This is a genomic window from Aeromonas sp. S8(2024), assembly GCF_041403085.1.
Lineage (GTDB): Bacteria > Pseudomonadota > Gammaproteobacteria > Enterobacterales > Aeromonadaceae > Aeromonas > Aeromonas dhakensis.
In genome coordinates this window covers 165,925-192,225 of the sequence record NZ_JBGLRF010000006.1, presented here as the reverse complement: position 1 = coordinate 192,225, position 26,301 = coordinate 165,925, and the positions used below count along the sequence as shown (strand labels likewise).

The 26,301-nt window shown below is 64.3% G+C and carries 22 protein-coding genes and 1 riboswitch; of the genes, 14 read left to right on the top strand and 8 right to left on the bottom strand.

The features are described from left to right. The first annotated feature begins 207 nt into the window (after positions 1–207). Positions 208–1,371 (top strand): cystathionine gamma-synthase, encoded by a 1,164-nt coding sequence (gene metB / locus ACB031_RS16860; protein ID WP_213344020.1) that lies wholly within the window; start codon positions 208–210, stop codon positions 1,369–1,371. Further along, complete coding sequence (locus ACB031_RS16855) at positions 1,371–3,839, top strand: bifunctional aspartate kinase/homoserine dehydrogenase II (protein ID WP_270829011.1); 2,469 nt, start codon at positions 1,371–1,373, stop codon at positions 3,837–3,839. Before metB ends, ACB031_RS16855 begins: the two co-directional genes overlap by 1 nt. A 653-nt stretch (positions 3,840–4,492) precedes the next feature. On the opposite strand, the gene ppc is transcribed toward ACB031_RS16855, so the two are convergent. Next, positions 4,493–7,126, bottom strand: coding sequence for a phosphoenolpyruvate carboxylase (ppc, locus tag ACB031_RS16850; RefSeq protein ID WP_017780408.1), 2,634 nt, complete (start codon positions 7,124–7,126; stop codon positions 4,493–4,495). A 215-nt stretch (positions 7,127–7,341) separates the two neighbouring features. Next, positions 7,342–8,487, bottom strand: coding sequence for an acetylornithine deacetylase (gene argE, locus ACB031_RS16845; protein ID WP_126881061.1), 1,146 nt, complete (start codon positions 8,485–8,487; stop codon positions 7,342–7,344). Positions 8,488–8,755: 268 nt separating this feature from the next. On the opposite strand from argE, the gene argC reads away from it, so the two are divergent. The 6 genes from argC (at position 8,756) to ACB031_RS16815 (ending at position 15,176) form a co-directional block, all read left to right on the top strand. Next, complete coding sequence (gene argC, locus ACB031_RS16840) at positions 8,756–9,763, top strand: N-acetyl-gamma-glutamyl-phosphate reductase (protein ID WP_024942337.1); 1,008 nt, start codon at positions 8,756–8,758, stop codon at positions 9,761–9,763. Between the two features lie 23 nt (positions 9,764–9,786). Further along, positions 9,787–10,566 carry an acetylglutamate kinase gene (gene argB / locus ACB031_RS16835; RefSeq protein WP_005308537.1) on the top strand — a complete coding sequence of 260 codons (780 nt, stop codon included), beginning with the start codon at positions 9,787–9,789 and terminating at the stop codon, positions 10,564–10,566. 25 nt (positions 10,567–10,591) lie between these two features. Then, a complete protein-coding gene (locus ACB031_RS16830; protein ID WP_371139931.1) occupies positions 10,592–11,515 on the top strand; it encodes an ornithine carbamoyltransferase in 924 nt (307 codons plus the stop codon). A 54-nt stretch (positions 11,516–11,569) separates the two neighbouring features. Then, complete coding sequence (locus tag ACB031_RS16825) at positions 11,570–12,805, top strand: argininosuccinate synthase (RefSeq protein ID WP_005308541.1); 1,236 nt, start codon at positions 11,570–11,572, stop codon at positions 12,803–12,805. A 208-nt stretch (positions 12,806–13,013) separates the two neighbouring features. After that, positions 13,014–14,396, top strand: coding sequence for an argininosuccinate lyase (gene argH, locus ACB031_RS16820; protein WP_371139930.1), 1,383 nt, complete (start codon positions 13,014–13,016; stop codon positions 14,394–14,396). A gap of 144 nt (positions 14,397–14,540) precedes the next feature. Continuing rightward, positions 14,541–15,176, top strand: a complete 636-nt coding sequence (locus tag ACB031_RS16815) for an FMN-binding negative transcriptional regulator (RefSeq protein WP_042008673.1) — start codon at positions 14,541–14,543, stop codon at positions 15,174–15,176. A gap of 72 nt (positions 15,177–15,248) precedes the next feature. On the opposite strand, the gene ACB031_RS16810 is transcribed toward ACB031_RS16815, so the two are convergent. From ACB031_RS16810 to ACB031_RS16790, 5 genes are all read right to left on the bottom strand, one after another. Next, a complete protein-coding gene (locus ACB031_RS16810; protein ID WP_139431210.1) occupies positions 15,249–15,710 on the bottom strand; it encodes a hypothetical protein in 462 nt (153 codons plus the stop codon). A 199-nt stretch (positions 15,711–15,909) separates the two neighbouring features. After that, entirely contained in the window at positions 15,910–16,122 is a 213-nt protein-coding gene (locus ACB031_RS16805; protein ID WP_005308557.1) for a hypothetical protein, read from the bottom strand. Positions 16,123–16,250: 128 nt separating this feature from the next. Next, complete coding sequence (locus ACB031_RS16800) at positions 16,251–16,592, bottom strand: DUF1294 domain-containing protein (RefSeq protein WP_043169348.1); 342 nt, start codon at positions 16,590–16,592, stop codon at positions 16,251–16,253. Then, positions 16,589–17,179, bottom strand: coding sequence for a sugar O-acetyltransferase (locus ACB031_RS16795; protein ID WP_010635198.1), 591 nt, complete (start codon positions 17,177–17,179; stop codon positions 16,589–16,591). The genes ACB031_RS16800 and ACB031_RS16795 overlap by 4 nt, the downstream gene beginning before the upstream one ends. 80 nt (positions 17,180–17,259) lie before the next feature. Continuing rightward, on the bottom strand, positions 17,260–18,522 hold the full coding sequence (locus ACB031_RS16790) for an MgtC/SapB family protein (RefSeq protein WP_005308564.1): 1,263 nt from the start codon (positions 18,520–18,522) through the stop codon (positions 17,260–17,262). 209 nt (positions 18,523–18,731) lie between these two features. Between ACB031_RS16790 and ACB031_RS16785 the strand changes: the two genes are divergently transcribed. The 6 genes from ACB031_RS16785 to cbl all read left to right on the top strand — a co-directional run bounded on the left by ACB031_RS16785 (position 18,732) and on the right by cbl (position 24,592). Continuing rightward, on the top strand, positions 18,732–19,733 hold the full coding sequence (locus ACB031_RS16785) for a sulfate ABC transporter substrate-binding protein (RefSeq protein ID WP_019840783.1): 1,002 nt from the start codon (positions 18,732–18,734) through the stop codon (positions 19,731–19,733). Between the two features lie 56 nt (positions 19,734–19,789). After that, positions 19,790–20,365, top strand: a complete 576-nt coding sequence (locus tag ACB031_RS16780) for an RBBP9/YdeN family alpha/beta hydrolase (RefSeq protein WP_371139929.1) — start codon at positions 19,790–19,792, stop codon at positions 20,363–20,365. A gap of 280 nt (positions 20,366–20,645) precedes the next feature. Then, complete coding sequence (cysT, locus tag ACB031_RS16775; RefSeq protein ID WP_193557916.1) at positions 20,646–21,485, top strand: sulfate ABC transporter permease subunit CysT; 840 nt, start codon at positions 20,646–20,648, stop codon at positions 21,483–21,485. After that, positions 21,482–22,378 carry a sulfate ABC transporter permease subunit CysW gene (gene cysW / locus ACB031_RS16770; protein ID WP_042051457.1) on the top strand — a complete coding sequence of 299 codons (897 nt, stop codon included), beginning with the start codon at positions 21,482–21,484 and terminating at the stop codon, positions 22,376–22,378. Before cysT ends, cysW begins: the two co-directional genes overlap by 4 nt. Before the next feature lie 22 nt (positions 22,379–22,400). Further along, complete coding sequence (locus tag ACB031_RS16765) at positions 22,401–23,468, top strand: sulfate/molybdate ABC transporter ATP-binding protein (RefSeq protein ID WP_371139928.1); 1,068 nt, start codon at positions 22,401–22,403, stop codon at positions 23,466–23,468. 176 nt (positions 23,469–23,644) lie between these two features. Further along, complete coding sequence (cbl, locus tag ACB031_RS16760; protein WP_005308577.1) at positions 23,645–24,592, top strand: HTH-type transcriptional regulator Cbl; 948 nt, start codon at positions 23,645–23,647, stop codon at positions 24,590–24,592. An 82-nt stretch (positions 24,593–24,674) separates the two neighbouring features. Here the strand turns inward: cbl and gbpA are convergent, their stop codons facing one another. Next, on the bottom strand, positions 24,675–26,099 hold the full coding sequence (gbpA, locus tag ACB031_RS16755; RefSeq protein ID WP_371139927.1) for an N-acetylglucosamine-binding protein GbpA: 1,425 nt from the start codon (positions 26,097–26,099) through the stop codon (positions 24,675–24,677). Positions 26,100–26,160: 61 nt separating this feature from the next. After that, positions 26,161–26,246, bottom strand: a riboswitch (cyclic di-GMP riboswitch). Positions 26,247–26,301: the final 55 nt, after the last annotated feature.

Genomic DNA, 26,301 nt, shown 5'->3' with positions numbered 1-26,301 from the left:
ATCCACCTGTTCTCGTTTAGCCGTGAGCGCGGATTTTAACCCTTAAGGAAATCAATGGCAATCCAACAGCAAAGCCATTTAGACGTCTAGAAGTGTTGACGGCCTTTTTAAGCTGGCGTAGTGTGGGTCACCATGAGCCTGCAATGGCGGGATGGCGCGTGGCAGAAACAGCATGCCAGCGTGTGAAGAGACATCAAGGAGAGTGACATGACCCACAAGGCCACCCAGGCAGTGCGCACCGGGATTGAGACTGACCAGCAACACGGTGCCGTGGTGCCGCCCATCTACCTCTCCAGCAACTACACCTTTGCCGACTTTGGCGAGCCCCGTCAATACGATTATGCCCGCTCCGGCAACCCGACCCGCACCAATCTGGCGGACGCCCTGGCGGCCCTGGAAGGGGGCGCCGGCGCCGTGGTGACCGGCACCGGCATGGGGGCCGTTCATCTGGTCACCACCGCCCTGCTCAAGGCGGGGGATCTGCTGATCGCCCCCCACGACTGCTACGGCGGCACCTGGCGCCTGTTCGAGTACCTGGCGGCCAAGGGCCACTACCGGGTGCAGTTCGTCGATCAGGGGGATGCGGCGGCACTGGCCGAGGCGCTGGCCCAGCAGCCCGCGCTGGTGTGGGTGGAGACCCCCTCCAACCCGCTGCTGCGGGTGGTGGACATCGCCGCCATCGCCGAGGCGTCCCACGCGGCGGGGGCCAAGGTAGCGGTGGACAACACCTTCCTGTCGCCGCTGCTGCAACAGCCGCTGGCGCTGGGGGCCGACCTGGTGGTGCACTCCACCACCAAGTACATCAACGGCCACTCGGACGTGGTGGGCGGGGTGGCGATCGCCAAGGAACCCGAGCTGGCCGACTCCCTGGTGTGGTGGGCCAACTGTCTGGGGCTCACCTCCGGGGCGTTCGACTCCTACCTTACCCTGCGCGGTCTGCGCACCCTGGCTCCCAGGTTGCGCGCCCATCAGGAGAACACCGACCGCATCCTCGCCTTCCTGCAGCAGCAACCGCTGGTCAAACGCATCTATCACCCCAGCCTGCCGAGCCATCCGGGCCACGATATTGCGCGCCGTCAACAGTCCGGTTTCGGCGCCATGCTAAGTTTTGAGCTCGATTGCAATGAGGCGGGCATTCGCGCCTTCCTGGCGGCCCTCACCCTCTTCTCGGTGGCCGAATCCCTCGGCGGGGTGGAGAGTCTGGTGGCCCATCCGGCCAGCATGACCCACAGGGCCATGACCCCGGCCGCCCAGCAGGCGGCAGGCATCAGCAGCCAGCTGCTGCGCCTGTCGGTCGGTATCGAACACGGTGAGGATCTGGTGGCCGATCTGGCCCAGGCGTTTGCACAAGCACAGCAGGTGGCGAAGTAATGGAACAGCAGCAACAAGGAGAGATCGCGGTGGCAACAGAAGCAGGCTTGAAGCGACGTCACGTCCACAAATTCGGTGGCAGCAGCCTGGCGGATCCGGTCTGTTACCGCCGGGTCGCCAGCATTCTCGAACAACAAGCCGAGCAGCAGGGGGGCGGGCGAGAGCTGGTGGTGGTCTCCGCCGCCGGCAAGACCACCAACCGGCTGATCCAGCTGGTGGAGCTGGCCGAAGCCGGGGATGAAGCGGCCGGCGAGGCCATCTCGGCCCTGCAGGCCTACCAGCAGAGCCTGATCGACGGCCTGCTGGAGGGGGAATTGCACCTCGAGCTGAGCCAGCAGCTGGCCGACGATATGCAGCTCATCGCCAAGACCCTGGAAGGGCAGTTTGACCGCTTCGAGCGCAACGGCCTGCTCGCCTTTGGCGAGGTGTGGTCGGCGCGCCTGCTGGCGGCCCTGCTCACCAGTCGCGGCGACAAGGCCATCTGGCTCGATGCCCGCAGTTTCCTGCGCGCCGAGGATGGCGCCCTGGTCAAGGTGGATACCGCGCTGTCCAGCGAACTGCTCAAGGCGCGACTGGCCGAGCACGCCGGCCGCATCGTGGTGACCGGCTTTATCGCCGCCGACATGGAGGGACGATCCCTGTTGCTCGGTCGCAACGGCTCCGACTACAGCGCCAGCCTGTTGGCCCTGCTGGCGGACGGCGAGTCCACCACCATCTGGAGCGACGTGGCCGGGGTCTACAGCGCCGACCCGCGCCGGGTCAAGGAGGCGCGCCTGCTGGAGCGCCTGAGCCTCGCCGAAGCCAACGAGCTGGCCCGCCTCGGCTCCTCGGTGCTGCATTCGCGCACCCTGCAGCCGGTGGCCGACAGCCGCCAGCGGCTCACTCTGCGCTGCAGCTACAACCCGGACGAGGGCTGCACCCACATCCTGCGCCGGGCGCCGCGCTCCGGCGGCGCCCGCATCGTCTCCTCGGTGGATCAGATCGCCCTCATCGAGCTCAAGGTGCTGCCGCAGACTGATTTTGAGCAGACAGTGGCAACCATCGAGGCTTATCTGGCCCGCCATCGCCTCAACCCGCTCACCCTGCAGCGCCAGCCGGATCGCCGGATCCTGCGCCTCGCCTACACCCTCGAGGTGGCACAGGGGGCGTTCGAGCTGCTGCGCGACTTCCAGCTGCAGGGCAGCTTCACCGCTCTTATCCAGCGCGAAGGCTACAGCCTGGTGGCGCTGGTGGGGGCCGGCGTCACCGACAACGCCGAGCAGTGTCACCGCTTCTACCAGCTGCTGGCGGATCAGCCGCTGGAGTTCGTGCAGGTGGCCAAAGATGGCCTGAGCCTGGTGGCCGTGCTGCGCCAGGTGGTGCTGGAGCCGCTGCTGATCGCCCTGCACAGCGCCCTGTTCAGCCGCCCGAACCGGGTCGGGCTGGTGGTGTTCGGCAAGGGCAACATCGGCGGTCACTGGCTGAACCTCTATGCCCGCGAGAAGGCGCGGCTCGAACATGAACTGAACCTGGCGCTCACTCTCTACGGGGTGTTCAGCTCGGAAGGGGGCCTGCTGGATGAAGAGGGGCTGGATCCGCTCAAGGTGCAGGACAACTTCAATCCCAAGCCGCTGATCTGGCCCGAGCTGCTGGCCCAGCTGGAGCAGCACGGGTTCGACACCCTGATTGCGCTGGACATGACCGCCAGCGAGACGGTGAGCCGCTACTACCCGGACTTTGCCCAGCTCGGCATTCACATCATCGCCGCCAACAAGTTTGCCGGCGCCGCCGACAGCGAGTTCTACCAGCGCATCAAGCAGACCTGCCGCGATCATCAGGTGCAGTGGCGCTACAACGCCACCGTGGGCGCCGGGCTGCCGATCCAGTCCAGCATCCAGATGCTGCGCCAGAGCGGCGACCGCATTCAGGGGGTCTCCGGCATCTTCTCCGGCACCCTCTCCTGGCTGTTCCAGCAGTATGACGGCAGTCGTCCCTTCTCCGAGCTGGTGGACGAGGCGTGGCAACACGGCCTGACCGAGCCGGATCCCCGCGAGGATCTCTCTGGCCAGGATGTGCGCCGCAAGCTGCTTATTCTGGCGCGGGAGGCGGGCTTCGAGCTCGACTCTGCCGACATCGAGCTGGAGAACCTGGTGCCCGTCTCCCTGCGCAAGGTGAGCACGGATCAGTTCATGGACAGGCTGAAAGAGCTGGATGACCCGATCCAGACCGCCTTCGAGGGGGCGCGCCGGGTCGGCAAGGTGCTGCGCTACGTCGCCCGCTTCGAGCACGACGGCAAGGCGCGGGTCGGGCTGGAGGCGCTGGAACCGCACCACCCGTTCGCCAACCTCTTGCCCTGCGACAACGTGTTTGCCATCGAGAGCGACAGCTACCGCACCAACCCGCTGGTCATTCAGGGCCCGGGGGCCGGCCGGGAAGTGACGGCCGCCGCCATCCAGTACGATCTCTGGCAGATCTGTGCCAGCCTGTAACAGCGGACAAGCCGTTCAGTCAAAGAGGCGCCAGTGGCGCCTCTTTTTATTGTTTAGCGGCAGGTTTTTAGGTCTACGGGCTGATTTCCCTATCCCGTAAGCGGCCCGTTTTTGAGCGTCTTCAACAGGTTGTTGGCAGGAGTCAGGTAATAACCGGACTTGCACAGGTAGCATGAACGGGCACTACTCCCGCACAGACTGGCCAAGAACGGGCACGGTATTGGTTCCCCCTCTTATTCGCTGAGGCGAGCCCGCTTGTTCAGGCTGCGAGACAGGATGTCGAGCGAGCAGCGCCGGGCCATGGACGGCCCGTCGGTGCGTGCCGTCGGACAAGCGGGTGAGACGAAGGAACCCGACGTAGTCGGGCGAAGAAGCGGGGGAGAAGACCTTTGGTGACTTTGGGTCTTTCCAAAGTCACTCGCCCCAGCCCGAAGGGCGGGCGAAACCCCTTCAAGACCGGCAGGCTTGCATCCACCATCCTCTAAAGCTGTAAAGTGGGCGATTGCCCCTGATAGCTAATCGACCCTGCGATTCCATGGCAACGCCTAACGACCAAGGATTCTCCGGCAGCATGGCTCCAGCGGGCCCTGTCGATATAACAAAGGGCGCCGAGGCGCCCTTTGTTATTGAGGGGAGCTTGATAGCCCCGACTATCAACCCGTGTTGCGCATACCTGCGGCGATGCCGGCGATGGTGACCATCAGCGCCTGATCCAGCTCGGGATGCAGGGTCTCCGGGTGGTTGCGCGAGCGGCCCAGCAGCTCGACCTGCAGCACGTTGAGCGGGTCTGTGTAGGGGTTGCGCAGCTTGATGGACTCCTTGATCCAGGGCTGGTCGTCGAGCAAGTCGCCCTGCGGGCGCAGCTCCAGCACCACCTGGATGGAGTCGGCAAGCTCCTGACGCAGCTGTTTGCCGAGGCCCCACAGCTCCTTGGGCACCAGCCGGGTGTCGTAGTACTCGGCCAGCCAGACGTCAGCCTTGAGGAACACCATCTCCAGCATCTCGAGGCGGGTGCGGAAGAAGGGCCATTGGCGGCTCATCTCTTCCAGCACGCCCTTCTGGCCGTCGGCGATGGCTTGCTGCAGCCCCTTGTGGGCACCGAGCCAGGCCGGCAGCATCAGCCGGTTCTGGGTCCAGGCGAAGATCCAGGGGATGGCGCGCAGGCTCTCGACCCCACCGTTGGGTTTGCGCTTGGAGGGGCGCGAACCGAGCGGCAGCTTGCCAAGCTCCATCTCGGGGGTGGCGGCGCGGAAGTAGGGCACGAAGTCCGGGTGACCGCGCACGATACTGCGGTAGTGATCGCAGGAGACAGAGGCCAGCTGCTCCATCACGGCGCGCCAGCACTCCTTGGGCTTGGGCGGCGGCAGCAGGTTCCCCTCCAGCACGGCGCTAGTGTAGAGGTTGAGGCTCTGGATGGCCACCTTGGGCAGGCCGAACTTGAAGCGGATCATCTCGCCCTGTTCGGTCACCCGCAGGCCACCGCGCAGGGATCCCGGCGGTTGCGACAGGATCGCCTGATGGGCAGGGGCGCCACCGCGGCCGACGGTACCGCCACGGCCATGGAACAGGGTGAGGCGCAGGTTGTTGGCCTCGGCCAGTGCCACCAGGGATTCCATGGCGGCGTACTGGGCCCAGCCGGCGGCCATCATGCCCGCGTCCTTGGCGGAGTCGGAGTAGCCGATCATCACGTACTGGCGGCCCTGGATGTAGCCGCGATACCAGTCCACCGACAGCAGGCGCTCCATCACGGCGGTGCCCGCCATCAGGTCTTCCTGGGTCTCGAACAGCGGGGCGACCGGCATGCGGAACTTGCAGCCGGCCTCTTTGAGCAACAGCTGCACCGCCAGCACGTCGGACGGTGCGCCAGCCATGGAGATGATGTAGATGCCGAACGCATCGGGATCGTGCTGGGCGATGACCTTGCAGGTATCCAGGGTCTCGCGGGTCTCGTCGCTCGGCGCCCAGTCGGTCGGGATGAGCGGGCGGCGGGAGTTCAGTTCGTTGAGCAGGAAGGCCTGCTTGTCATCCTCGCTCCACTCGGCGTAGTCGCCCATGCCGAGGTAGCGGGTCAGCTCGGAGAAGACCTGGCCGTGGCGCTCGCCATCCTGGCGGATGTCCAGCTTGACCAGATGGATGCCGAAACAGGCCAGCTTGCGCAGCACGTCCAGCAGCATGCCATCGGCGATGTTGCCCATGCCGCAGGCGTGCAGAGAGTGGTAGCAGAGCTCCAGTGGCTCGCGCAGCTGGGCGGTGGTCTTGACCAGATCCCGGCTCTCGCTCGCCTGGCCCTGCACCTTGGCGGTGAGGAACTCCTGGGTCTCGCGCAGCTGTTCGCGCAGCTCGCGGACCAGGGCGCGGTAAGGCTCGGGGTGATCGCCGACCCGCTCGCGCACGGCGTCGGTGCAGTCGGACATGGAGAGCTCGGAGGTGAGCTCCTTGATGTCCTTGTAGAACAGGCTCACCGCCATCCAGCGGCCCAGCTCCAGCACCTCGGCGGTCACCTTGGCGGTGACGAAGGGGTTGCCGTCGCGGTCACCGCCCATCCAGGAGGTGAACTTGACCGGCGCGGCATCCAGCGGCAGCCGCACACCCAGGTGGTGTTGCAGCCGCTCGTCCAGATTGCGCATGAATTCGGGGATGGCCGGCCACAGGCTGTTTTCCACCACGGCGAAGCCCCACTTGGCCTCGTCCACCGGGGTCGGGCGCTGTTCGCGGATCTCGTTGGTGTGCCAGGCCTGGTTGACCAGCTGTTCGATGCGATTGAGGATCTTGTCCCGCTCGCGGGGCAGCAGATCGGAGAGTTCCAGCGCCTCGAGGCAGTCGTTGAGCTGCACGTGCTTGTGGATCAGGGTGCGACGGGTCACCTCGGTGGGGTGGGCGGTCAGCACCAGATCGATGTCCAGCTCGCGCACGGCCTGGATGATGGCCTCCTGCGACAGGTTGGAGGCTTTCAGCTTGTCGAACATCTGCTCCAGCGGATCCGGGGTGCAGACCTGCTCTTCGCAGCGACGGGAGATGGTGTGGAACTGTTCGGCCACGTTGGCCAGGTTGAGGAACTGGCTGAAGGCGCGGGCCACCGGCAGCAGCTCGTCGTCGCTCAGGTTGCGCAGGGTGTCGAGCAGACGTTCCCGGTCCGTCTCATTGCCTTTGCGGGAGGATTTGGCCAGCTGGCGAATGGTTTCGATCTTGTCGAGGAAGGCCTGTCCCTGATGATCCTTGATGGACTTGCCCAGCAGTTGACCCAGCATGCCTACGTTGGCGCGTAGTGCGGCGTACTTTTCGTTCATTCCACATCCTTATCTTGTTGGTGCCTGACACCCATCCGGGGTGCGAGACGACCTCACTTATTGTTGTGCGATTACAACATATGCTCCGTCATCTTAGGGTGACAATCTACCCAGATTGTCTGCGCAAGGTCAAATAACAGGCCGATTCAGAACATGTATTTCCATCACCTGTCCCGAGGTGCGATGTCATGTAACTTACTTACATTCCCGTCAATTTAGAGGCAGAAACGGCGGATCAGGTGCTGCAATACGCTGGTGGTCGGTTTGACGAACGACAGATCGAGATATTCGTCCGGCTGGTGGGCCTGGGCGATGTGGCCGGGCCCCAGCACTATGGTTTCACAACCGAGCTGCTGGATGAAGGGGGCCTCGGTGCAATAGTTCACGGATTCGGCGGCCCGGCCGCTGGCCCGCTCGGCCTCGCGCACCAGCTCGGAGTCATCGGCGCAGGCGTAGGCGGGGATCGGCTCGTGCAGGTGTTGCAGGTGCAGACAGCCGGGCTGGTGAATTTCGATGGGGGAGAGCGCTTCTTTGAGCATGCCCATCAGCTCGTCGGGGCCCACCTGTGGGGTAGGGCGCATGTCGATGTGCAGTTCGCAGCAACCGCAGATGCGGTTCGGGCTGTCGCCCCCCTGGATGTAGCCGAGGTTCAGGGTCGGCTGAGGCACGGCGAATCTGTGGTCGGCGTACTTCTCCTTCAGGCTGTGCTGCAGCTTGAGCACCTGGCCCATGGCCTGGTGCATGATCTCCAGCGCGTTGACGCCGTTGGCGGGATCCGAGCTGTGACCGCTCTTGCCTGTGATGCGGATGGCTTCCGACATGTGGCCCTTGTGGGCCACCACCGGCACCAGCCCGGTTGGCTCGCCGATCACCGCGTAGTCGGGTTTCAGCTCAGCAGCGGCGGCGATGGCGCGGGCCCCAGCCATGGTGGTCTCTTCATCGGCGGTGGCCAGGATGCGCAGCGGCTTGTTGAGGGTCTTGAGGTCGATCTCTTTGAGCGCCTCGACAATAAAGGCGAAGAAGCCCTTCATATCGATGGTACCGAGGCCATAGAGGCGGTTGCCCTCTTCGGTCACCTTGAAGGGATCCTTGCTCCAGCCCCCCTCATCGAACGGCACCGTATCTGTGTGGCCCGCCAGCAGCAGCCCCCCTTCGCCTTGACCTATCGTCGCCACCAGATTGAACTTGCCCGGCAGATCGGGCAGGGCGGTCACCTCGCATTGAAAGCCGAGCTGAGCGAACCAGTCGGCCAGCAGCCGGATCACCGCCTCATTGCTCTGATCCCAGCGGGGATCCGTGCTGCTGATGGACGGAATCGCAATAATATTCTTGTAGAGTGAAAAAAAATCCAGATTGGCCACCTGCTCCTCCTTGCTTCCCCGGAATGTTTCTGTTAGAAAATACAAATGCAAAGTGAGTGCATGAATATTCTGTAAGTTTGCCTGAATACGTGGCTCATCGACAAGGCTTCTAGTTGTAAGGGAAAGTTAATGTTCTGTCACCTGATCTATAACCGACGACACACACCCGCCTGAATTGCCCCTCCGCACTCGTGCATGGGGCATCGAACCCCCTTGTGCACCGCAGCACCATGCTGTGAATCTCGAACTCTGACTTGGAATACTCAACATGCTTAACACCGTTATCGTCGGTGCCAGTGGCTACGCGGGAGCCGAGCTGGCCGCCCTGGTCCAGAACCATCCACAACTCAAGCTGTTCGGCCTCTATGTTTCCGCCGGCAGCCAGGACGCCCACAAGCGTTTCTCTTCTCTGCATCCCCAGTGGGTCGGCGCGCTCGATCAGCCGCTGCTGCCGCTGGACGAAGATGGCATGACCCGGATCCTGACCCAGGCCGACCTGGTGCTGCTGGCCACCGCCCACGAGGTGAGCGCGGAACTTGCGCCCAAGTTCCTGGCCAAGGGGCTGCCGGTGTTCGATCTCTCCGGTGCCTTCCGGGTCAGGGATCAGCAGTTCTACGCCTCCTACTACGGCTTCACCCATGAGAGTGAGCAGTGGCTGGATCAGGCCGCCTACGGCCTGGCCGAGTGGAATGCCGAAGCGGTCAAGGCGGCCCAGCTGATTGCCGTGCCCGGTTGCTACCCGACCGCCTCCCTCTGCGCCCTCAAGCCGCTGCAGCAGGCTGGTCTCATCGCCAAGGGGTGGCAGCCCATCATCAACGCCGTCTCCGGGGTTTCCGGTGCCGGTCGCAAGGCGGCCATCAACACCAGCTTCTGCGAGGTGAGCCTCAACCCCTACGGCACCTTCAATCACCGGCATCAGCCGGAGATCAGCCACCACCTGGGCAAGGAGGTGCTGTTCCAGCCTCACCTTGGCAACTATGTGCGCGGCATCCTGGCCACCATCTATGTGCAGTTGGCGGACGGCGTGACACCGACCCAGGTGGATCAGGCCTACCTCAAGGCCTACGAGGGCAAGCCGCTGGTGCGTCTGACCGGCCAAATGCCCTCCATTCGTGGCGTCGCGGGCACCCCTTACTGCGACCTCGCCTGGCAACAGCAGGGCAACATGCTGGTGGTGGTATCCGCCATCGACAACCTGCTCAAGGGCGCCGCCTCCCAGGCCATGCAGTGCATAAATATCAAATTCGGATTTGAACCGGCCACCGGCCTGATTTAAGGACTCAAGGAAGGATCGCAACGATGAACAAGCAGACTCTGGTAATCAAGCTGGGCGGCGCACTGATCGAGAACGACGAGGCGCTGACCGCCCTGTTCGCCACCCTCAAAAGCTTTCTGGACGAGCAGCACAGACCCCTGGTGCTGGTGCACGGCGGTGGCTGCCTGGTGGATGACCTGCTCAAGGGGCTGGGTCTCACCTCCACCAAGAAGAACGGCCTGCGGGTGACCCCGTTCGAGCAGATCCCCTTCATTGCCGGCGCGCTAGCCGGTACCGCCAACAAGCAGATGATGGCCAAGGCCATCGCCACCGGCATCCCGGCGGTGGGGCTCTGTCTGGCGGACGGCGGTCTGTGCCAGGTGACCCAGCTCGACCCGGCACTCGGCGCGGTCGGTGACTGCCAACCGGGCAACCCGGCACTGGTGGCGGGGATCCTCGCTCAGGGCTTCCTGCCGGTGGTGAGCTCCATCGGCATCACCGCCGATGGCCAGCTGATGAACGTCAACGCGGATCAGGCGGCCACCGCCATTGCCGAGGCGCTCGGCGCCGATCTGGTGATGCTCTCCGACGTGAGCGGCATCCTGGATGGCAAGGGCAAGCTGGTGCCCCAGCTCGACAAAGTGACCGCGCTGGATCTGATGGAGAAGGGGGTGATCAGCGACGGCATGGCGGTCAAGGTGAAAGCCGCCCTGCATGCCGCCGAGACCCTGGGCAAACCGGTCTGTGTCGCCAGCTGGCGCTACCCGGATCAGCTGCTCAAGCTGCTGGCTGGCGGTGCCGTCGGCACCCAGGTCTCTCTCTGATCTCTACCGGAACAAGGAACATCCGATGCAACATCTTCTGAAAGACAGCGACTTGAGCAAGGCCCAGATCGAGGCGCTGATCGCGCTAGGCAAATCGGTCAAGGCCGATCCGAAAAAGTACGGCCAGGCACTGGCGGGCAAGAGCGTGGTGACCCTGTTCGAGAAACCCTCCCTGCGCACCCGGGTCACCTTCGACATCGGCATCGCCCGGCTCGGCGGCCACAGCGTCTATCTGGATCAGCAGAACGGCGCGCTCGGCAAGCGCGAATCGGTGAAGGATTTCGCCGCCAACCTGTCGCGCTGGTGTGACGCCATCGTCGCCCGGGTGTTCGATCACCAGACTCTGGTCGAGCTGGCGGAGCACGGCACTGTGCCGGTGGTGAACAGCCTGTGCAACCTCTACCACCCCTGCCAGGGGCTGGCGGACTTCATGACCATCAGCGAGCACTACGGCGATCTGTCCAAGGTGAAGCTGGCCTATCTCGGCGATGGCAACAACGTCAGCCACTCATTGCTGCTGCTGGGGGCGACTCTGGGCACCGACGTGACCCTGGTCTGCCCGAAAGGCCACGGCCCGGATACCCAGATCTTCCTGCAGGCCCAGGCGCTGGCGGCCCAGTCGGGGGCGACCATCCACATCAGCGACGACGTGGCGGCCATCGAAGGGTTTGACGTGGCCTACACGGATACCTGGGTCTCCATGGGTGACAACACGCCAATGGAGCAGGTAAAAGATATCTTTATGCCTTATCAGATCAACCAGGCCCTGCTCGACCGCACCGGCATCCAGCACGTGCTGCACTGCCAGCCGGCGCACCGGGAGCTGGAGATCACCTCTCAGGTCATGGACGGGCCTGGCTCCCTCATCATGGACGAGGCTGAAAACCGGATGCATATCCAGAACGCCGTACTGCTGACCTTGCTTGGACATGGTCAGGGGCACAAATAACGGCAACCGACCCCAAATCACACCCTTTTATCGAATCATCATGGAGAGAAGTAAATGAGCGGAATCAACAAGATCGTACTGGCTTACTCGGGCGGACTGGATACCTCGGCCATCATTCCCTGGCTGAAGGAAAACTATGATGCGGAGATCATCGCCTTCGTCGCCGACGTCGGTCAGGAGCGTGACGATCTGGAAGGGATCGAGCAAAAAGCCATCGCCTCCGGCGCCACCAAGTGCATCGTCAAGGATCTGCGGGAAGAGTTCGTCAAAGAGTACGTCTACCCGACCCTGAAGACCGGCGCCGTCTATGAGGGCACCTACCTGCTGGGTACCTCCATGGCCCGTCCGGTGATCGCCAAGGCGATGGTCGAGGCCGCACTGGCGGAAGGGGCCGACGCCATCTCCCACGGTTGTACCGGCAAGGGCAACGATCAGGTGCGTTTCGAAGGTGCGGTGGCCGCTCTGGCACCCCAGCTGAAAGTGATCGCCCCCTGGCGTCTGTGGGACATGCGCTCCCGGGAAGATCTGCTGGCCTACCTGGAAGCCCGTCAGATCCCCTGCAAGGCGACCCTGAAGAAGATCTACAGCCGCGACGCCAACGCCTGGCACATCTCCACCGAGGGTGGCGAGCTGGAGAGCACCTGGAACGAGCCGTCCGAAGCGGTGTGGCAGTGGACCGTTTCCGCCGAACAGGCACCGGATCAGCCGGAGTACGTCAAGCTGACCGTGGCCCAGGGTGAAGTGGTGGCCGTTGATGACCAGCCGCTCAGCCCGCACCAGATCCTGACCACCTTGAACGAGCGTGCTGGCAAGCACGGCGTGGGCCGCATCGACATCACCGAAAACCGGATGGTGGGCATGAAGTCCCGCGGCTGCTACGAGACCCCGGGCGGTACCGTGATGGTCGCCGCACTGCGCGCGGTAGAAGAGCTGGTCTTGGATCGCCCGACCCGCGCCTGGCGGGAGAAGCTGGGGGCCGAGTTCTCCCACCTGGTCTATGACGGTCGCTGGTTCACCCCGCTGTGCAAGGCCATTGTCGCCTCTGCCAACGCCATCGCCGAAGATCTCGACGGTGAAGTGGTGCTGAAGATGTACAAGGGTCAGGTCACCGCGGTACAGAAGAAGTCGCCGAACAGCCTCTACTCCGAAGACTTCGCCACCTTCGGCGCCGACGAAGTGTACGACCAGAGCCATGCCGAAGGCTTTATCCGTCTCTACACCCTGGCGAGCCGGATCCGCGCCATGAAAGAGCAGCATCAGGCCATCGGTGGCGATCACACCCACGGCTAAGCAAGCGCGATAACCCGTTGATTCCGTTGAGGGGGCATTGCCCCCTCTTCTATAGGCCGAGGGCATGGCCCCTGAGCCATCATCGGCGGTGTGACAAGAGCGGCAGCGCCCCGGCCGCTTCTGTGAGATAACAGGCTCGCAGAAAAACAGGGCACGATTTCAAGCTCGGTGGCCAGGGGCCGCCGACAACGCATTCAAGGAGAGCAGTATGGCACTTTGGGGTGGACGCTTCAGTCAGGGAGCCGATAGCCGGTTCAAGCAGTTCAACGATTCGCTGCGGTTCGATTACCGGCTGGCGGAGCAGGATATTCAGGGCTCCATGGCCTGGGCCAAAGCGCTGGTGAAGGTGGGCGTGTTGACCGAGGGTGAACAGGGCAAGCTGCAGCAGGCGATGGAAGTGCTGCTCGCCTCTGTGCAGCAGGATCCCCAGCAGATCCTGAGTTCGGATGCCGAAGACATCCACTCCTGGGTCGAGAGCCAGCTTATCGCCGCCGTCGGCGATCTTGGCAAGAAGCTGCACACCGGCCGCTCGCGCAATGATCAGGTCGCCACCGACCTCAAACTCTGGTGCAAGGCGCAGGGTGAGCTGCTGCTCGGCTCCATCACCGCCCTGCAACAGGGGCTGGTGGCCTCTGCTCGCGAAAATCAGGCCGCCGTGCTGCCGGGCTACACCCACCTGCAGCGGGCCCAGCCGGTCACCTACGCCCACTGGGCGCTGGCCTATGTGGAGATGCTGGAGCGGGATTACTCTCGGCTGCTGGATGCCCTCAAACGCCTCGACACCAGCCCGCTCGGCTGCGGCGCCTTGGCGGGCACCGCCTACGCCATCGACCGTGAAGCGCTGGCGCTCGACATGGGCTTTGCCGGTGCCACCCGCAACAGCCTGGATTCGGTCTCCGATCGGGATCACGTGGTGGAGCTGATGCACGTGGCGTCGCTGTCCATGACCCACCTGTCGCGCTTTGCCGAAGATCTCATCTTCTACAACACCGGCGAGGCTGGGTTTGTGGAGCTCTCCGATGCGGTCACTTCAGGCTCGTCGCTGATGCCACAGAAGAAGAACCCGGATGCGCTGGAGCTTATTCGTGGCAAAACCGGCCGGGTAGTCGGCGCCCAGCTGGGCATGCTGATGAGCCTCAAGGCGCTGCCGCTGGCCTACAACAAGGACATGCAGGAGGACAAAGAGGGGCTGTTCGATGCCCTCGACACCTGGCACGACTGCCTCGACATGGCGGCGCTGGTGCTGATCGATCTGAAGGTCAATGGCGAGCGCACCAAGGCGGCGGCCCAGGGCGGCTATGCCAATGCTACCGAGCTGGCAGACTATCTGGTGGCCAAGGGGATCCCGTTCCGCGAGGCGCACCATATCGTCGGCGAGACCGTGGTTTACGCGATCCAGATGAAGAAGCCGCTGGAAGAGCTTTCCCTCCCCGAGTTCCAGCGCTTCAGTCCCGTGGTGGGGGAAGATGTTTACCCGAACCTGGAGCTGGAGGCGACCTTGGCCAAGCGGGTTGCCAAGGGAGGCGTAGCCCGCGAGCAGATTGAATCGGCCCTCACCACCGCCGAACAGTGGCTGGCCAAACGTGCCTAAGTGCACAGGAACATCAAGAGAGGGCGTCAGCCCTCTTTTTTATGTCGGCTTATCAGCCTGTTTCGCTTGCCCCGAGGGCGGCAAAGCGGGCATAAATCCCTGACCAGGCTGAATGGAACTCAGCGCCAACCAGAAGGAACCTGCATGTACTTGCCACCCCATTTTGCCGTCACCGACTCCGAGACTCTGCACCAGCTGATCCGAGCATATCCGCTGGGGGCTCTGATCACCCATGGTGAAGGGGGGCTGGATGCCAACCACCTACCGTTCGAGCTGGATGCTGGAGAGGGGGATCATGGCGTCCTGCGTGCCCATGTGGCCCGCAACAATCCGCTCTGGCAGGAAGTGAAAGACGGCGACGAGGTGCTGGTGATCTTCAAGGCTGCAGATGGCTACATCTCTCCCAGCTGGTATCCGGGCAAGCAGGAGCATCACAAGCTGGTGCCGACCTGGAACTACAGCGTGGTGCATGCTCACGGTCGCATCCAGATCCGCGACGATGCCCGCTTCGTGCGCCGTCTGCTGGCTAATCTGACCCGCACCCATGAAGCCGCAGAGCCAACCCCCTGGAAGATGGCTGATGCGCCGCGAGACTATCTCGAGGCCATGGTGCAGGCGGTCATCGGCATCGAAATAGAGATAACCGGGCTGGTCGGCAAGTTCAAGCTGGGTCAGAACAAGGAGGCGGCGGATCGCCTGGGCGCGGCCAATGCCCTGCAGGATCGCGGGCAGAGTGCGCTGGCAGAGGCGATGCTGACTCCACCTTCCTCACTACCCTAGCGTGGCATCATGGGATCCGGCCCGGCAAAAACGGCAACCAGGAGGTTGCCGTTTTTTATTGCTCACCGCCGTTCACGCACTGGCATTGAGCAGCTTGCCGACGCCCTCCCCCTTGCCATTGGGCAGGGTCTGCTTGAAGGCGAAGAGCAGTTGATCGAGGCTGAGGTCGCTGTTGCCAAGGGAGCCCTTGAGGGTGTCGAGCTCGCCCTGCAGGGCGTCGAGACGGGTGCTCTGGGTGCCGTTTGCCAGCTGGGTGCGGGCGGCGTCGATGGCCTGGGGCAGCGACTGGCCCGAGTACTCTTGGCCCAGGGTCTGCATCAGCGCCCCCATGAAGTGGTTGATGGCGGGGCGGTTCTGCTCGCTGTTGGCATCCTTGACGCCGAGGCGCTGGAACAGGCTCTGCACCGTGGGGGCGAGCCGCTCTTCCTGCACGGGGGGCTCGGTCTGGGCCGGTGGCGTGCTGTCCCCAAGCAGCTTGCTGCCGAGCTTGAGGGCGAGGGAGGCGAGGGGAAGCAGGGTGCCGATGGCGATCATGATGTCACTCTCCGTACTACTGATGTCATGACGGAGCAGGGAACGGGCCAATTTGGCGAAAATTTAGTCTTAGAGTGGCAGGGGACTGATCCTGCGGTGAATTTAGTTTTGGCCAGGCAGAGGGCGGGCGAGTGCGAGAGAGGGCGGCGGCAAACCCTTGCAGCCCGGGGGCTGGCGGTTTGCCGCCCGGCTTGCCGGATCAGAGCTCCTTGAACGGGCGGCGCTTCTCCTCCTCGATGACGATGGCTTCCAGATTGGCGATGCGCTCCTGCAGCTCGTTGATGAGCATGTCCTGCTTGCCGAGACGATCGGTGATGCGGGCATCCCCCAACTGGTAGCGGGCCCGCTTGCTGAGAAAGCCGAACAGAGCGCTGATGAAGACGATCAGCACGATACCGGTCCACATGGTCATGAATGACTCCTTGCCGATGAATAAACGAGAAAACAGCCTTGTTGCCATCTGTTGTCTCATACCCGATTGCCGGCTGCAATGGCCGGCAAGGGGGTGGACGGGAATGTCGAGGGGCTGTTTTGCCCGCGTCAGACCGTCTGCCAGAGCGGACGGCCGAGCCAGAGCCCCCACAGGGTCAGGTGCAGCAGCACGATGAACCAGAATACCCTGCGATAACTCCCCTTCTGGGTCTTGTGGCGCAGCCAGTGGCGGGCCAGCAGGGCGCCGGGCCAGCCGCCGAACAGCTCGAGCAGATGGAGCCGGGACTCGGGGATGCGCCAGCCGCCGCGCACCGCCTGGCGCTTGTCGTGGGCGTAGGCCAGCATCGTCAGCAGACTCATGGCGGTGATGATGGCCAGCGGCCACCAGTTGGCGTCGGCCAGGCCGAGCCAGGCCGTCCACAGCAGGGGGAGCAGGGCGAGCCAGATCACAGGGCCAGCTCCCAGCCGCGGGGGGCGTCCGGGCTCAGGCTGCGGATCACGCGCGCCGGGTTGCCCACCGCCACCGAGTCGGCCGGAATGTCGCGGGTGACCACGGCGCCGGCCCCTATGATGGATCGCGGCCCTATGGTGACGCCGGGGCAGATGATGGCGCCACCGCCAATCCAGCAGTCATCGCCGATCCGCACCGGCTTGTTGTAGGCGGTCCAGTTGCGTCGCTCCAGATAGTCCATGGTGTGGGTGGCGGTGTAGATCTGCACGTTGGGGGCCAGCAGCACATGGCTGCCGATGTGCACCTCGCCCACGTCGAGAATGGTGATGTTGAAGTTGAAGAAGGTCTTCTCGCCGATGTGGATGTTGCGGCCGAATTCGCAGGTGAAGGGAGTGCTGATCCAGCAGGAGTCGGGGCAGTGACCGAACAGCTCACCGCACAGGCGCTGGCGCAGGGCTTGGTCACCGGCCGGGGAGGCGTTGAGTTGTGCCAGCAGCGCCTGACCGCGGATCCGGTCGTTCGCTATCTCCTCGCTCTGGCTGTCCAGGGCGCCGCCCGCCAGAACCTTGTCCCAATCGCTTGCCATGCTACCGCTCCTCTCATGTGCCAAGAGGAGCCAGTATACGCGAGCACTTTGGCGGCGTCAGGCTGTCACTTGCTGCAACCTCAGGCGCCCGGCCAGATCAGCGGCAGGATCAGCAGGGCCGATACGAAGTAGGGCAGCAGCACCCGCAGCCCCAGCCGGCGGCCGCCGATCCCCAGGGCCAGCAGCCCCTTCACCAGCGAGTTGACCAGCCCGGCCAACAGGATGCCGCGGGCCGCCACCTCCAGCGCCAGCTCCTTGTGGGAGAGCTGGGAGAGCGACAAGGTGATGGCGTCCACGTCGGTGATGCCGGAGACCAGCGACAGCAGATAGACCCCGGAGTTGCCCACCTTGTTCTGCAACAGGGTGGCCATGAAGCCGATCAGCGCCAGCAGCAGGCCGAATTTGATGGCGGTGGCCAGATCGAGCGGGTTGCTGGTCTGGGGTTGCACCGGGCCGTCGGTCAGCTCCTCGCGTTGGCGCCAGAACCAGAAGGCGAAGCCGTAGACGGTGGCCGCCAGCAACAGCAGGGGCGCCGCCAGGCGCATCGCCAGCTCGTTGTGGATGAGCAGCACCAGCACCAGCAGTCGCAGCCACATGGTGGCCCCCGCCAGCAGGATGCCGGTGGCCAGCAGCCGCTCCAGCCCCCCCTGCTCCTTGTTGAGACGGGCAAACTGCAGGGTGAGGGCGGTGGAGGAGGCGAGCCCGGCCAGCATGCTGGTGAGCACCAGCCCGGCGCGGGTGCCGAGCAGGCGTACCGCGAAGTGACCGCAAAACGAGATGCCGGCGATCACCACCACCATCAGCCAGATCTTGAAGGGGTTGAAGGCATCGAGCGGGCCCATCTCCTCATTGGGCAGCACTGGCAGCAGCACCAGGGAGATGAGCAAAAAGCGCAGGGTGGCGTGAAATTCGGTCTCGCTCAGAAACAGCATCCCCTGCTGGATCTTGCCCTTGAGCCCCATCAGCAGCGCCGCCAGCACGGCGCAGGCCACCGCCTCGCTCGGGCTCAGCAGCACCGACATCAGCCCCAGCAGATAGGTGAGCAGCATGGCCACCGAGCTGGTGAGGCCGAACTCCCCCTGCCAGCGCTGGGCCAGCCAGACCGAGAGGCCGCAGCCAATCACCACCGCCAGCAGGCCGAGCAGCGGCAGCCAGGGGCCCAGGGTGGGCAGCAGCAGGGCGCAGACCCCGCCGAGCAGTCCGATGAGGCCGTAGGTCCGCATCCCGGCGATGCGTTGGTTGTCCCCCAGCTGGCGCACCTGCCAGCCCCGCTCCAGCCCTATGATGAGGCCGATGGCCAGCGACACCAGGGCACCATTGACGGGTTCTGCGTTGATCCACATAACGACTTCCTGTTCGTCATCAGCCTGCCTTGTTTCCATGATGGCACAGCCGGCACCGGGCCAGCGCGGCCTGGCTCACAGAGTGCGCGAATGGCGCCCGCGGTCTCCTGATATGAGCAAATGAGATAAGCAAAGCGTTATTTCTTGGTTCTCGGCATAACAAGCCCGCGGCATGCTGCATTCAACCCAACGAGATATGGAGTATCCCCATGAAACTGCGAACGACAGCCCTGACCCTACTCTCCCTGCTGGCCCTCGGTCAGGCCAATGCCGCCGAGATCCGTTTGCTCAACGTCTCCTACGATCCGACCCGCGAACTGTTCCAGGAGTACAACGGCGCCTTCGCCAGGGAGTGGAAGGCGAAGACCGGCGACGATGTTGTGGTCAGCCAGTCCCATGGCGGCTCTGGTAAGCAGGCGCGCGCCGTGGTGGACGGGCTGGAGGCGGACGTGGTGTCGCTGGCGCTGGCCTATGACGTCAATGCCGTGGCCAGACAGGGGCTGATTGGCGCCGACTGGCAGAGCCGGCTGGCCAACAATGCGGCGCCCTACACCTCCACCATCGTCTTCCTGGTACGCAAGGACAATCCCAAGCAGATCAAGGACTGGGATGATCTGGTACGCAAGGACGTGGCCATCGTCACCCCCAACCCCAAGACTTCCGGCGGGGCGCGCTGGAACTACCTGGCTGCCTGGGGCTACGCCCTGAAGAAGAGCGGCAGCGAGGAGGGAGCCAGGCAGTTCGTCGGCGATCTCTACAAGAACGTGAAGGTGCTGGACTCCGGCGCCCGTGGCGCCACCACCAGCTTCATCGAGCGCGGCCTCGGCGATGTGCTGCTGGCCTGGGAGAACGAAGCCCTGCTGGTGCTGGGTCAGCCCGGCAATCGCGACAAGTTCGAGTTGGTGGTGCCGTCGGTCTCCATCCTGGCCGAGCCGCCGGTGGCGGTGGTGGACAAGGTGGCCAGGAAGCACGGCACCGAGGCGGTGGCCAAGGCTTACCTCGACTACCTCTATTCCGACGAGGGGCAGCGCATCGTCGCCAAATATCACTATCGTCCCAGCAACCCGGCGATCCTGAAGGAGACCGCAGCCCAGTTCCCGCAGCTGACCCTGTTCACCGTCAAGGATCTGGAAGGGGACTGGGACAAGGCGCAGAAAAAGCACTTCGCCCAGGGCGCCCTGTTTGACCAGATCTACCAGCCGGGCCGCTGAGCGGCCGGCCATCGTCAACTGAACTGGCCCCTGTGCCAGCTGATAGGAGCACCAAGATGAACAAGATCCTCCTGGTTCCCGGTCTGCACAACAGCGGGCCGGATCACTGGCAGAGCCGCTGGCACCAACAATTCCCCCACTGGCAGCGGATGGTGGGGCTGCCGTGGGATCGGCCCGACCTCACGGTCTGGAGCGCCAAGCTGGCGAGCAAGCTCAAAAGCCGGCTCGGGCGGGCTCACCTGGTGGCCCACTCCTTCGGCGCGCTGGCAGCCATCACGGCGGCGCGCCGGCAGCCCGACAAGGTGGCCTCGCTGTTTATCGTGGCGCCGGCGGATCCGGCCCGCTTCGGCTTGCCAGACGAGCTGCTGGCAGGATCGCTCAAGGTGTCGGCCCAGCTGGTGGCCAGCCGCAACGATCCCTGGATGAGCTTCGAGCGGGCCGAATACTGGAGCCGGCAGTGGCAGGTGCCGCTGTTTGATGCCGGCGAGGTGGGCCACCTCAATGCCCAGTCCGGCCACGGCGACTGGCACCAGGGGCTCAACCTGCTCGGCACCCTCTATCGGCGGGCCGAGATGGTGGTGGCGCCGACGCCGGCGGTGTGGGAGCGGCGGGCGGCCTTGAGTTTTCGCTAAGCGGCGAGCGTTGATCACAGAGGTTTGGAACAGAGAAGGAGGGCAGGCAGCCGATACCACGACAGTCTGATTTGGATAGCTTGGTACATTGCACGACGCTCCATTTTTAGGTCTTTTATTTATATAAAAGACCTTTTTTTTCATTTTATGGCTCTAAAAGCCTTGTATGTCGTTGTTAGATAAAAAAGTGCTTAGCAAAGGCGTTATTGGTGTTTGTTGCCCCTGACCGGAGTGCGCAGAATCGCTGTATCTAATGTTTTTCATAACAAACGGATGCGTTATGCGATTTGGTTCTTACTCCGTGCTGCCGGGCTTCGGCCCGACCCTCGGCTTCAGCCTGCTCTATCTGGGCGTGCTGGTGCTGCTGCCGCTCTCGGCGCTGGTGCTGTTCGCGGTGAACAATCTGACCCTGGCCGAGTTCTGGCAGGTGATAGGTTCGCCGCGGGTGCTCGCCTCCTTTCGTCTGAGCTTCGGGGCCGCCCTGGTGGCGGCGCTGCTCAACGCCCTGTTCGGCCTGATCCTGGCCTGGGTGCTGGTGCGTTATACCTTCCCCGGCCGCCGACTGGTGGATGCCCTGATCGATCTGCCGTTCGCCATGCCTACCGCCGTCTCCGGCATCGCCCTGTGCGCCATCTTTGCCCCTAACGGCTGGATCGGGCAGTGGGTCGCCCCGTTTGGCATCGAGCTCGCCTACAACCCCATCGGCGTGGTGATTGCGCTCACCTTCATCGGGCTGCCCTTCGTGGTGCGCACCCTGCAGCCGGTGCTGCAGGAAGCCGAGACCGAGCAGGAGGAGGCTGCCGCCAGCCTGGGCGCCGATCGCTGGCAGACCTTCATCCGGGTGCTGTGGCCGACCCTGGTGCCTGCTCTGTTGACCGGCTTTGCCCTGGCCTTTGCGCGGGCGGTGGGGGAGTACGGCTCCGTCATCTTCATCGCCGGCAACCTGCCGATGGTGTCGGAGATCGCGCCGCTGATGATCATGAGCCACCTGGAGGAGTACGACTACGCCGGCGCTTCTGCCATTGCCGTGGTCATGCTGCTGATCTCTTTCATTTTGTTACTGCTTATCAACAAGTTGCAGGCCTGGAGCTGGGCCCGTATCGGAGGGAGCCGGATATGAACGCATCCAACGCAAGCCTGGCGCTGGCAACGGGTGAGGTGGCGCCGACCCCCTCGGTGCGCCAGCCCCCCGTCATCCGCGAGCCGGTCTGGGTCAAGTGGTTGCTGATCACGGTCGGCCTCGGCTGGTTTGCCGCCCTGCTGCTGCTGCCGCTGGCCACCGTCTTTATCCAGGCCTTGTCCCCCGGATTGAGCTTCTTCTGGCACGCCATCAGCGAGCCGGACGCCCTCAGTGCCCTCGGCCTCACCGCCCTGGTGACCCTCTGCTCGGTACCCCTCAACCTGCTGTTCGGGGTCGCCGCGGCCTGGGCCATCGCCCGCTTCCGCTTCCCGGGCCGGCAACTGCTCATCACCCTCATCGATCTGCCGTTCTCCGTGTCGCCGGTGATCGCGGGGCTGATGTTCGTGCTGATGTTCGGCAGCCGCGGCTGGTTTGGCGAATGGCTGAGCGAGCACGACATCAAGGTGATCTTCGCCACCCCCGGCATCATCCTGGCCACCACCTTCATCACTGTGCCCTTCGTGGTGCGCGAGCTGCTGCCCCAGATGGAGGCGCGCGGCCCGGAAGAGGAGGAGGCCGCCATCATGCTGGGGGCGAGCGGCCTGCAGATGTTCTGGCGGGTCACCCTGCCCGGCATCCGCTGGAGCCTGATGTACGGCCTGCTGCTCTGTACCGCCCGGGCGGTGGGGGAGTTTGGCGCCGTGTCGGTGGTCTCCGGCCACATTCGCGGCCAGACCAACACCCTGCCGCTGCACATCGAGATCCTCTACAACGAGTACCAGACCGGCGCCGCCTTCGCGGTGGCCAGCCTGTTGGCCCTGTTCGGGATCTTCACCCTGCTGGGGGAAACCCTGCTGGCCCGGCTGCGTGCCCAGCCCGTTCACTCTCACTGATCACCGAATTCAAGAGGCTGCCATGAGCATTCAGGTACAAGGACTCAACAAGCATTTCAACCAGTACGCGGCGCTGGCCGACATCAACCTCGACTTTCACGACGGTGAGCTGGTGGCGTTGCTCGGCCCCTCCGGCTGCGGCAAGACCACGTTGCTGCGGATCATCGCCGGGCTGGAGCAGGCCGATAGCGGCCACGTCATCATCCGCGGCGAGGATGCCTCGGATCTGCACGTGCGCGAGCGCAACGTCGGTTTCGTGTTCCAGCACTACGCCCTGTTTCGTCACATGACGGTGTTCGAGAACGTGGCGTTTGGCCTTAGGGTCAAGCCGCGCAGCGAGCGACCGGCCGAGGTGGCGATCCGCGCCCGGGTCAAGGAGCTGCTGGTTCTGGTGCAGCTCAGCCACGTGGCCGCGCGCTACCCGACCCAGCTCTCCGGCGGTCAGCGCCAGCGGGTCGCCCTGGCCCGCGCGCTGGCGGTGCAGCCCAAGGTGCTGCTGCTGGACGAGCCCTTCGGCGCCCTCGACGCCCAGGTGCGCAAGGAGCTGCGCCGCTGGCTGCGCGAGCTGCACGACGAGCTGCACGTCACCAGCCTGTTCGTCACCCACGATCAGGAGGAGGCGCTGGAGGTGGCGGACCGGGTGGTGCTGATGAATGCCGGCAAGGTCGAGCAGATCGGCACCCCCGCCGAGGTCTACGACCAGCCCGCCAGCTCCTTCGTGCACAGCTTCCTCGGCAGCGTGAACCTGTTTCGCGGGCGGGTGGCCGGGCAGGGGCTCGGCATCGGCGAGCAGCTGCTGGGCGGGCCCATCAGCTCCCAGCTGGCGGAGGGCAGCGCGGCCGTCGCCTATGTGCGTCCCCACGAGCTGGAGATAGTGCCGGCGGATGCGCCGGGCGGCATCAGCGCCACCATCACCAGATTGCTGCCCATGGGGCCGCGCATCCGGGTGGAACTGCGTGGCAATGGGGATACAAACGGTGCACACTTCGAGGCCGAGCTGAGCAAGGAGGCGGCCCGCGCCTTCAGCCCGGGCCAGGGGGTGCGGCTGGTGGCCAGACAGGCCCAGCTCTACCCGGATTACCAGATTTAAGTGGCAGGCCCCTGGCGGGCCGCGCAGGCAAGCAGCGTGACCAGGGCGGAGTCTGCCCGCCTGGGATGCAACAGGGTCAGTATGGCGGCCAGAGTTCAGGCTCGGGCAGCCAGACAAGATAACAACAAGGCGGCGGGGAGGGCCCCGACCGGCCGGTCAGCGCAGGAGGCGATGACGTGAATTTTCAGCAGTTGCGAATCATTCGGGAGGCGGCACGGCGGGATTACAACCTGACCGAGGTGGCCAATGCCCTGTTTACCTCCCAGTCCGGGGTCAGCCGCCATATCCGCGAGCTGGAAGAGGAGCTGGGGATCGAGTTGTTCATCCGCTACGGCAAGCGGCTGCTCGGCATGACAGAGCCGGGCAAGGAGCTGCTGGTGATCGCCGAGCGCATCCTCGGGGATGCCGAGAACATCCGCAAGCTGGCCAGCACCTTTGCCAACCGCGACTCGGGCCGGCTGCTGGTGGCGACCACCCACACCCAGGCCCGCTACGCCCTGCCGCGGGTGGTGAAGGCGTTTCGCGAGCAGTTCCCGCTGGTGCAGCTGGAGCTGCGCCAGGGCGGTCCGGAGGAGATAGTGCGGCTGGTGCAGACCGGCGAGGTGGACATCGGCATCAGCAGCGAGCAGCTCGACAAGAGCGAAGGGGTGGTGGCGTTTCCCTACTACCGCTGGCACCACAACATAGTGGTGCCGGAGCAGCATCCGCTCAGTGCCGAGCAGGAGCTGACCCTGGCGGCGCTGGCCCAGTGGCCCATCATCACCTATCAGGCCGGGCTGACCGGGCGGGCGCGGGTGGACGAGGCGTTTGCCGAGGCCGGCATAGCCCCGCAGATCCTGCTGACCGCGCAGGACTCCGACGTCATCAAGACCTATGTCGAGCTGGAGATGGGGGTGGGCATACTGGCGGACATGGCGTTCGACACCCAGCGCGACAAGGGACTGGTGCAGCTGGACGGCAGCCGGTTGTTTGCGCCCCACACCGCCTGGATCGGTCTCAAGCAGGGGCAGTTCCAGCACAACTTCGCCTGGCAGTTCATCCAGCTCTGCAACCCTGAGCTGGCGCTGGCGGACATTCAGGCCCGCGCCATGGGCGGCGAGCCGGCCATCGACTTCCAGATCTGAGCGGTCACACCAGAGAACACCAGAGAAAACGGGGAGCCAGTGGCTCCCCGTTTTGTTGATGGCGTCATGCTGTGCCTGCGGATCAGTTCACCAGGATCCAGGCATCCTGCCAATTGCTACCGACCCCGGGCTCATACTGGGTGGCGCTGGCCGACCACTGGCTGCACCAGCCGCGATAGGGGAAGGGCTTGCACTGGTAGATCTTGCCGTTCTTGGGCTGCAGCACCCTGGTGCCGTCGGTGTAGGACTTGAGCCCGTCCGGGAAGGTGAACTGGTAGTCACCGCCGGCGGCCGGATCCTTGAGCATCAGGTCCAGGGTCTGCTGCACCGCCTCGCCACCGGCCTTGGGTTTGCCCTCGATCACCAGCTGGTGGTGACCGGCGCTGAGCCCGGTGAGCGGCATGGTGAAGCTGTGGCTGCTGTCCTTGATGTCGGCGCTGGTCTGTCCCTTGGCGGCCCCACCGTGATCATACAGGGTGTTGGTGACGGTCAGATCGCCCTCGGCAGCCACGGTAAAGTTGAGGGTCAGCTTGCCCTCGTCGAGCAGGTAGTCGCTCTCCAGGCCGCTCACGCTGACGCCGTTGCTCACCGGCGGCTGCTGTTGCTCAAGCTGGATCTCGACCCGCTCCAGCGCGCTGCCGGCCTTGAAGTAGACCGGGTTCTGGCCGTAGACGGGGTTGAACTGGCCTTCACCGCTCTGTTGGCCGGCGCGGATCTGGCTCTGCTCTGCATTGATCTTGCTCGCCAGGGCGTGGGTCCAGTTGTTCTTCTGGCCCTGCTCCGGGCTGGCGATGGTCAGCTCGGTCTGCAGATCGGGGCGTACGCCGTTGGCATCGAACACCAGGGTTCTGGCCTTGTCGCCGACCGCCAGCTCGGTGGAGGGGTAGATGGTGCCGCCCTGGCTCCATTCCAGCGGTGGCTGGGTGCCGCCCTTGAAGTTGGCATCGATCACGTTATAGAAGCTGTTGCTGGTGTCCCCCACTTCCCACACCCCCAGGATCACCTGATAGCCGGTGCGCTCGGGCAGGTTGCACTGGTGGGTGACCTGCTTGGGCGGCTGGGTCATGTTGCCGTCCACCACGCAGAAGGGGGTGAGCTCGAAGGCGGCGCGAGTCAGCGGCTGGTTCGGGTTCCAGTCCTGCTTGGTGAGGTAGTAGCGCCAGTTGCGGGTGACGTGGTTGGCGGTGAAGGTCCAGCTGATGGCGAAGGGGCCGGCCTGTACCTCGCGGCGGGTCCAGCGGTCGCTGGTCTGGGCGTTCAGCTCGCCCCAGCTGGCGCTGCCGGCCGAGGCGATCTGGCCGTCGGCAGGGCCACCATTCGGGAAGCCGGAGGGGCCTTCCACGCTCTGGGGTTCCCATTGCACCGCGCCACACTGGCTGTTGCCGCCGGTCTTGCACAGGTAGTTGCGCGACTCCGGCTGGCTGATGTAGCCGTGGGCGAGCACGCTGCCACTGACCAGCAGGGCCAGGGTTGCAGCGACGTGATTGAGTTGGATTTTTGCTGCCATACATTCCTCTGTTCGACAGATGTGGGCAGTCAAGTTGGCAGGGGCGTTCCCCGAAACACTGTGTGGCAACCCCGCTATCCTGGACGACATGTCTTTAGACCGGAGGCTTTGCGTCCTGGCCTTTCAACCAGTTTGCCAAATGACTACATAAAGGGTCATGGTGTCGCGATTGGCGACAACTCATCATGACTATTTTTGATTA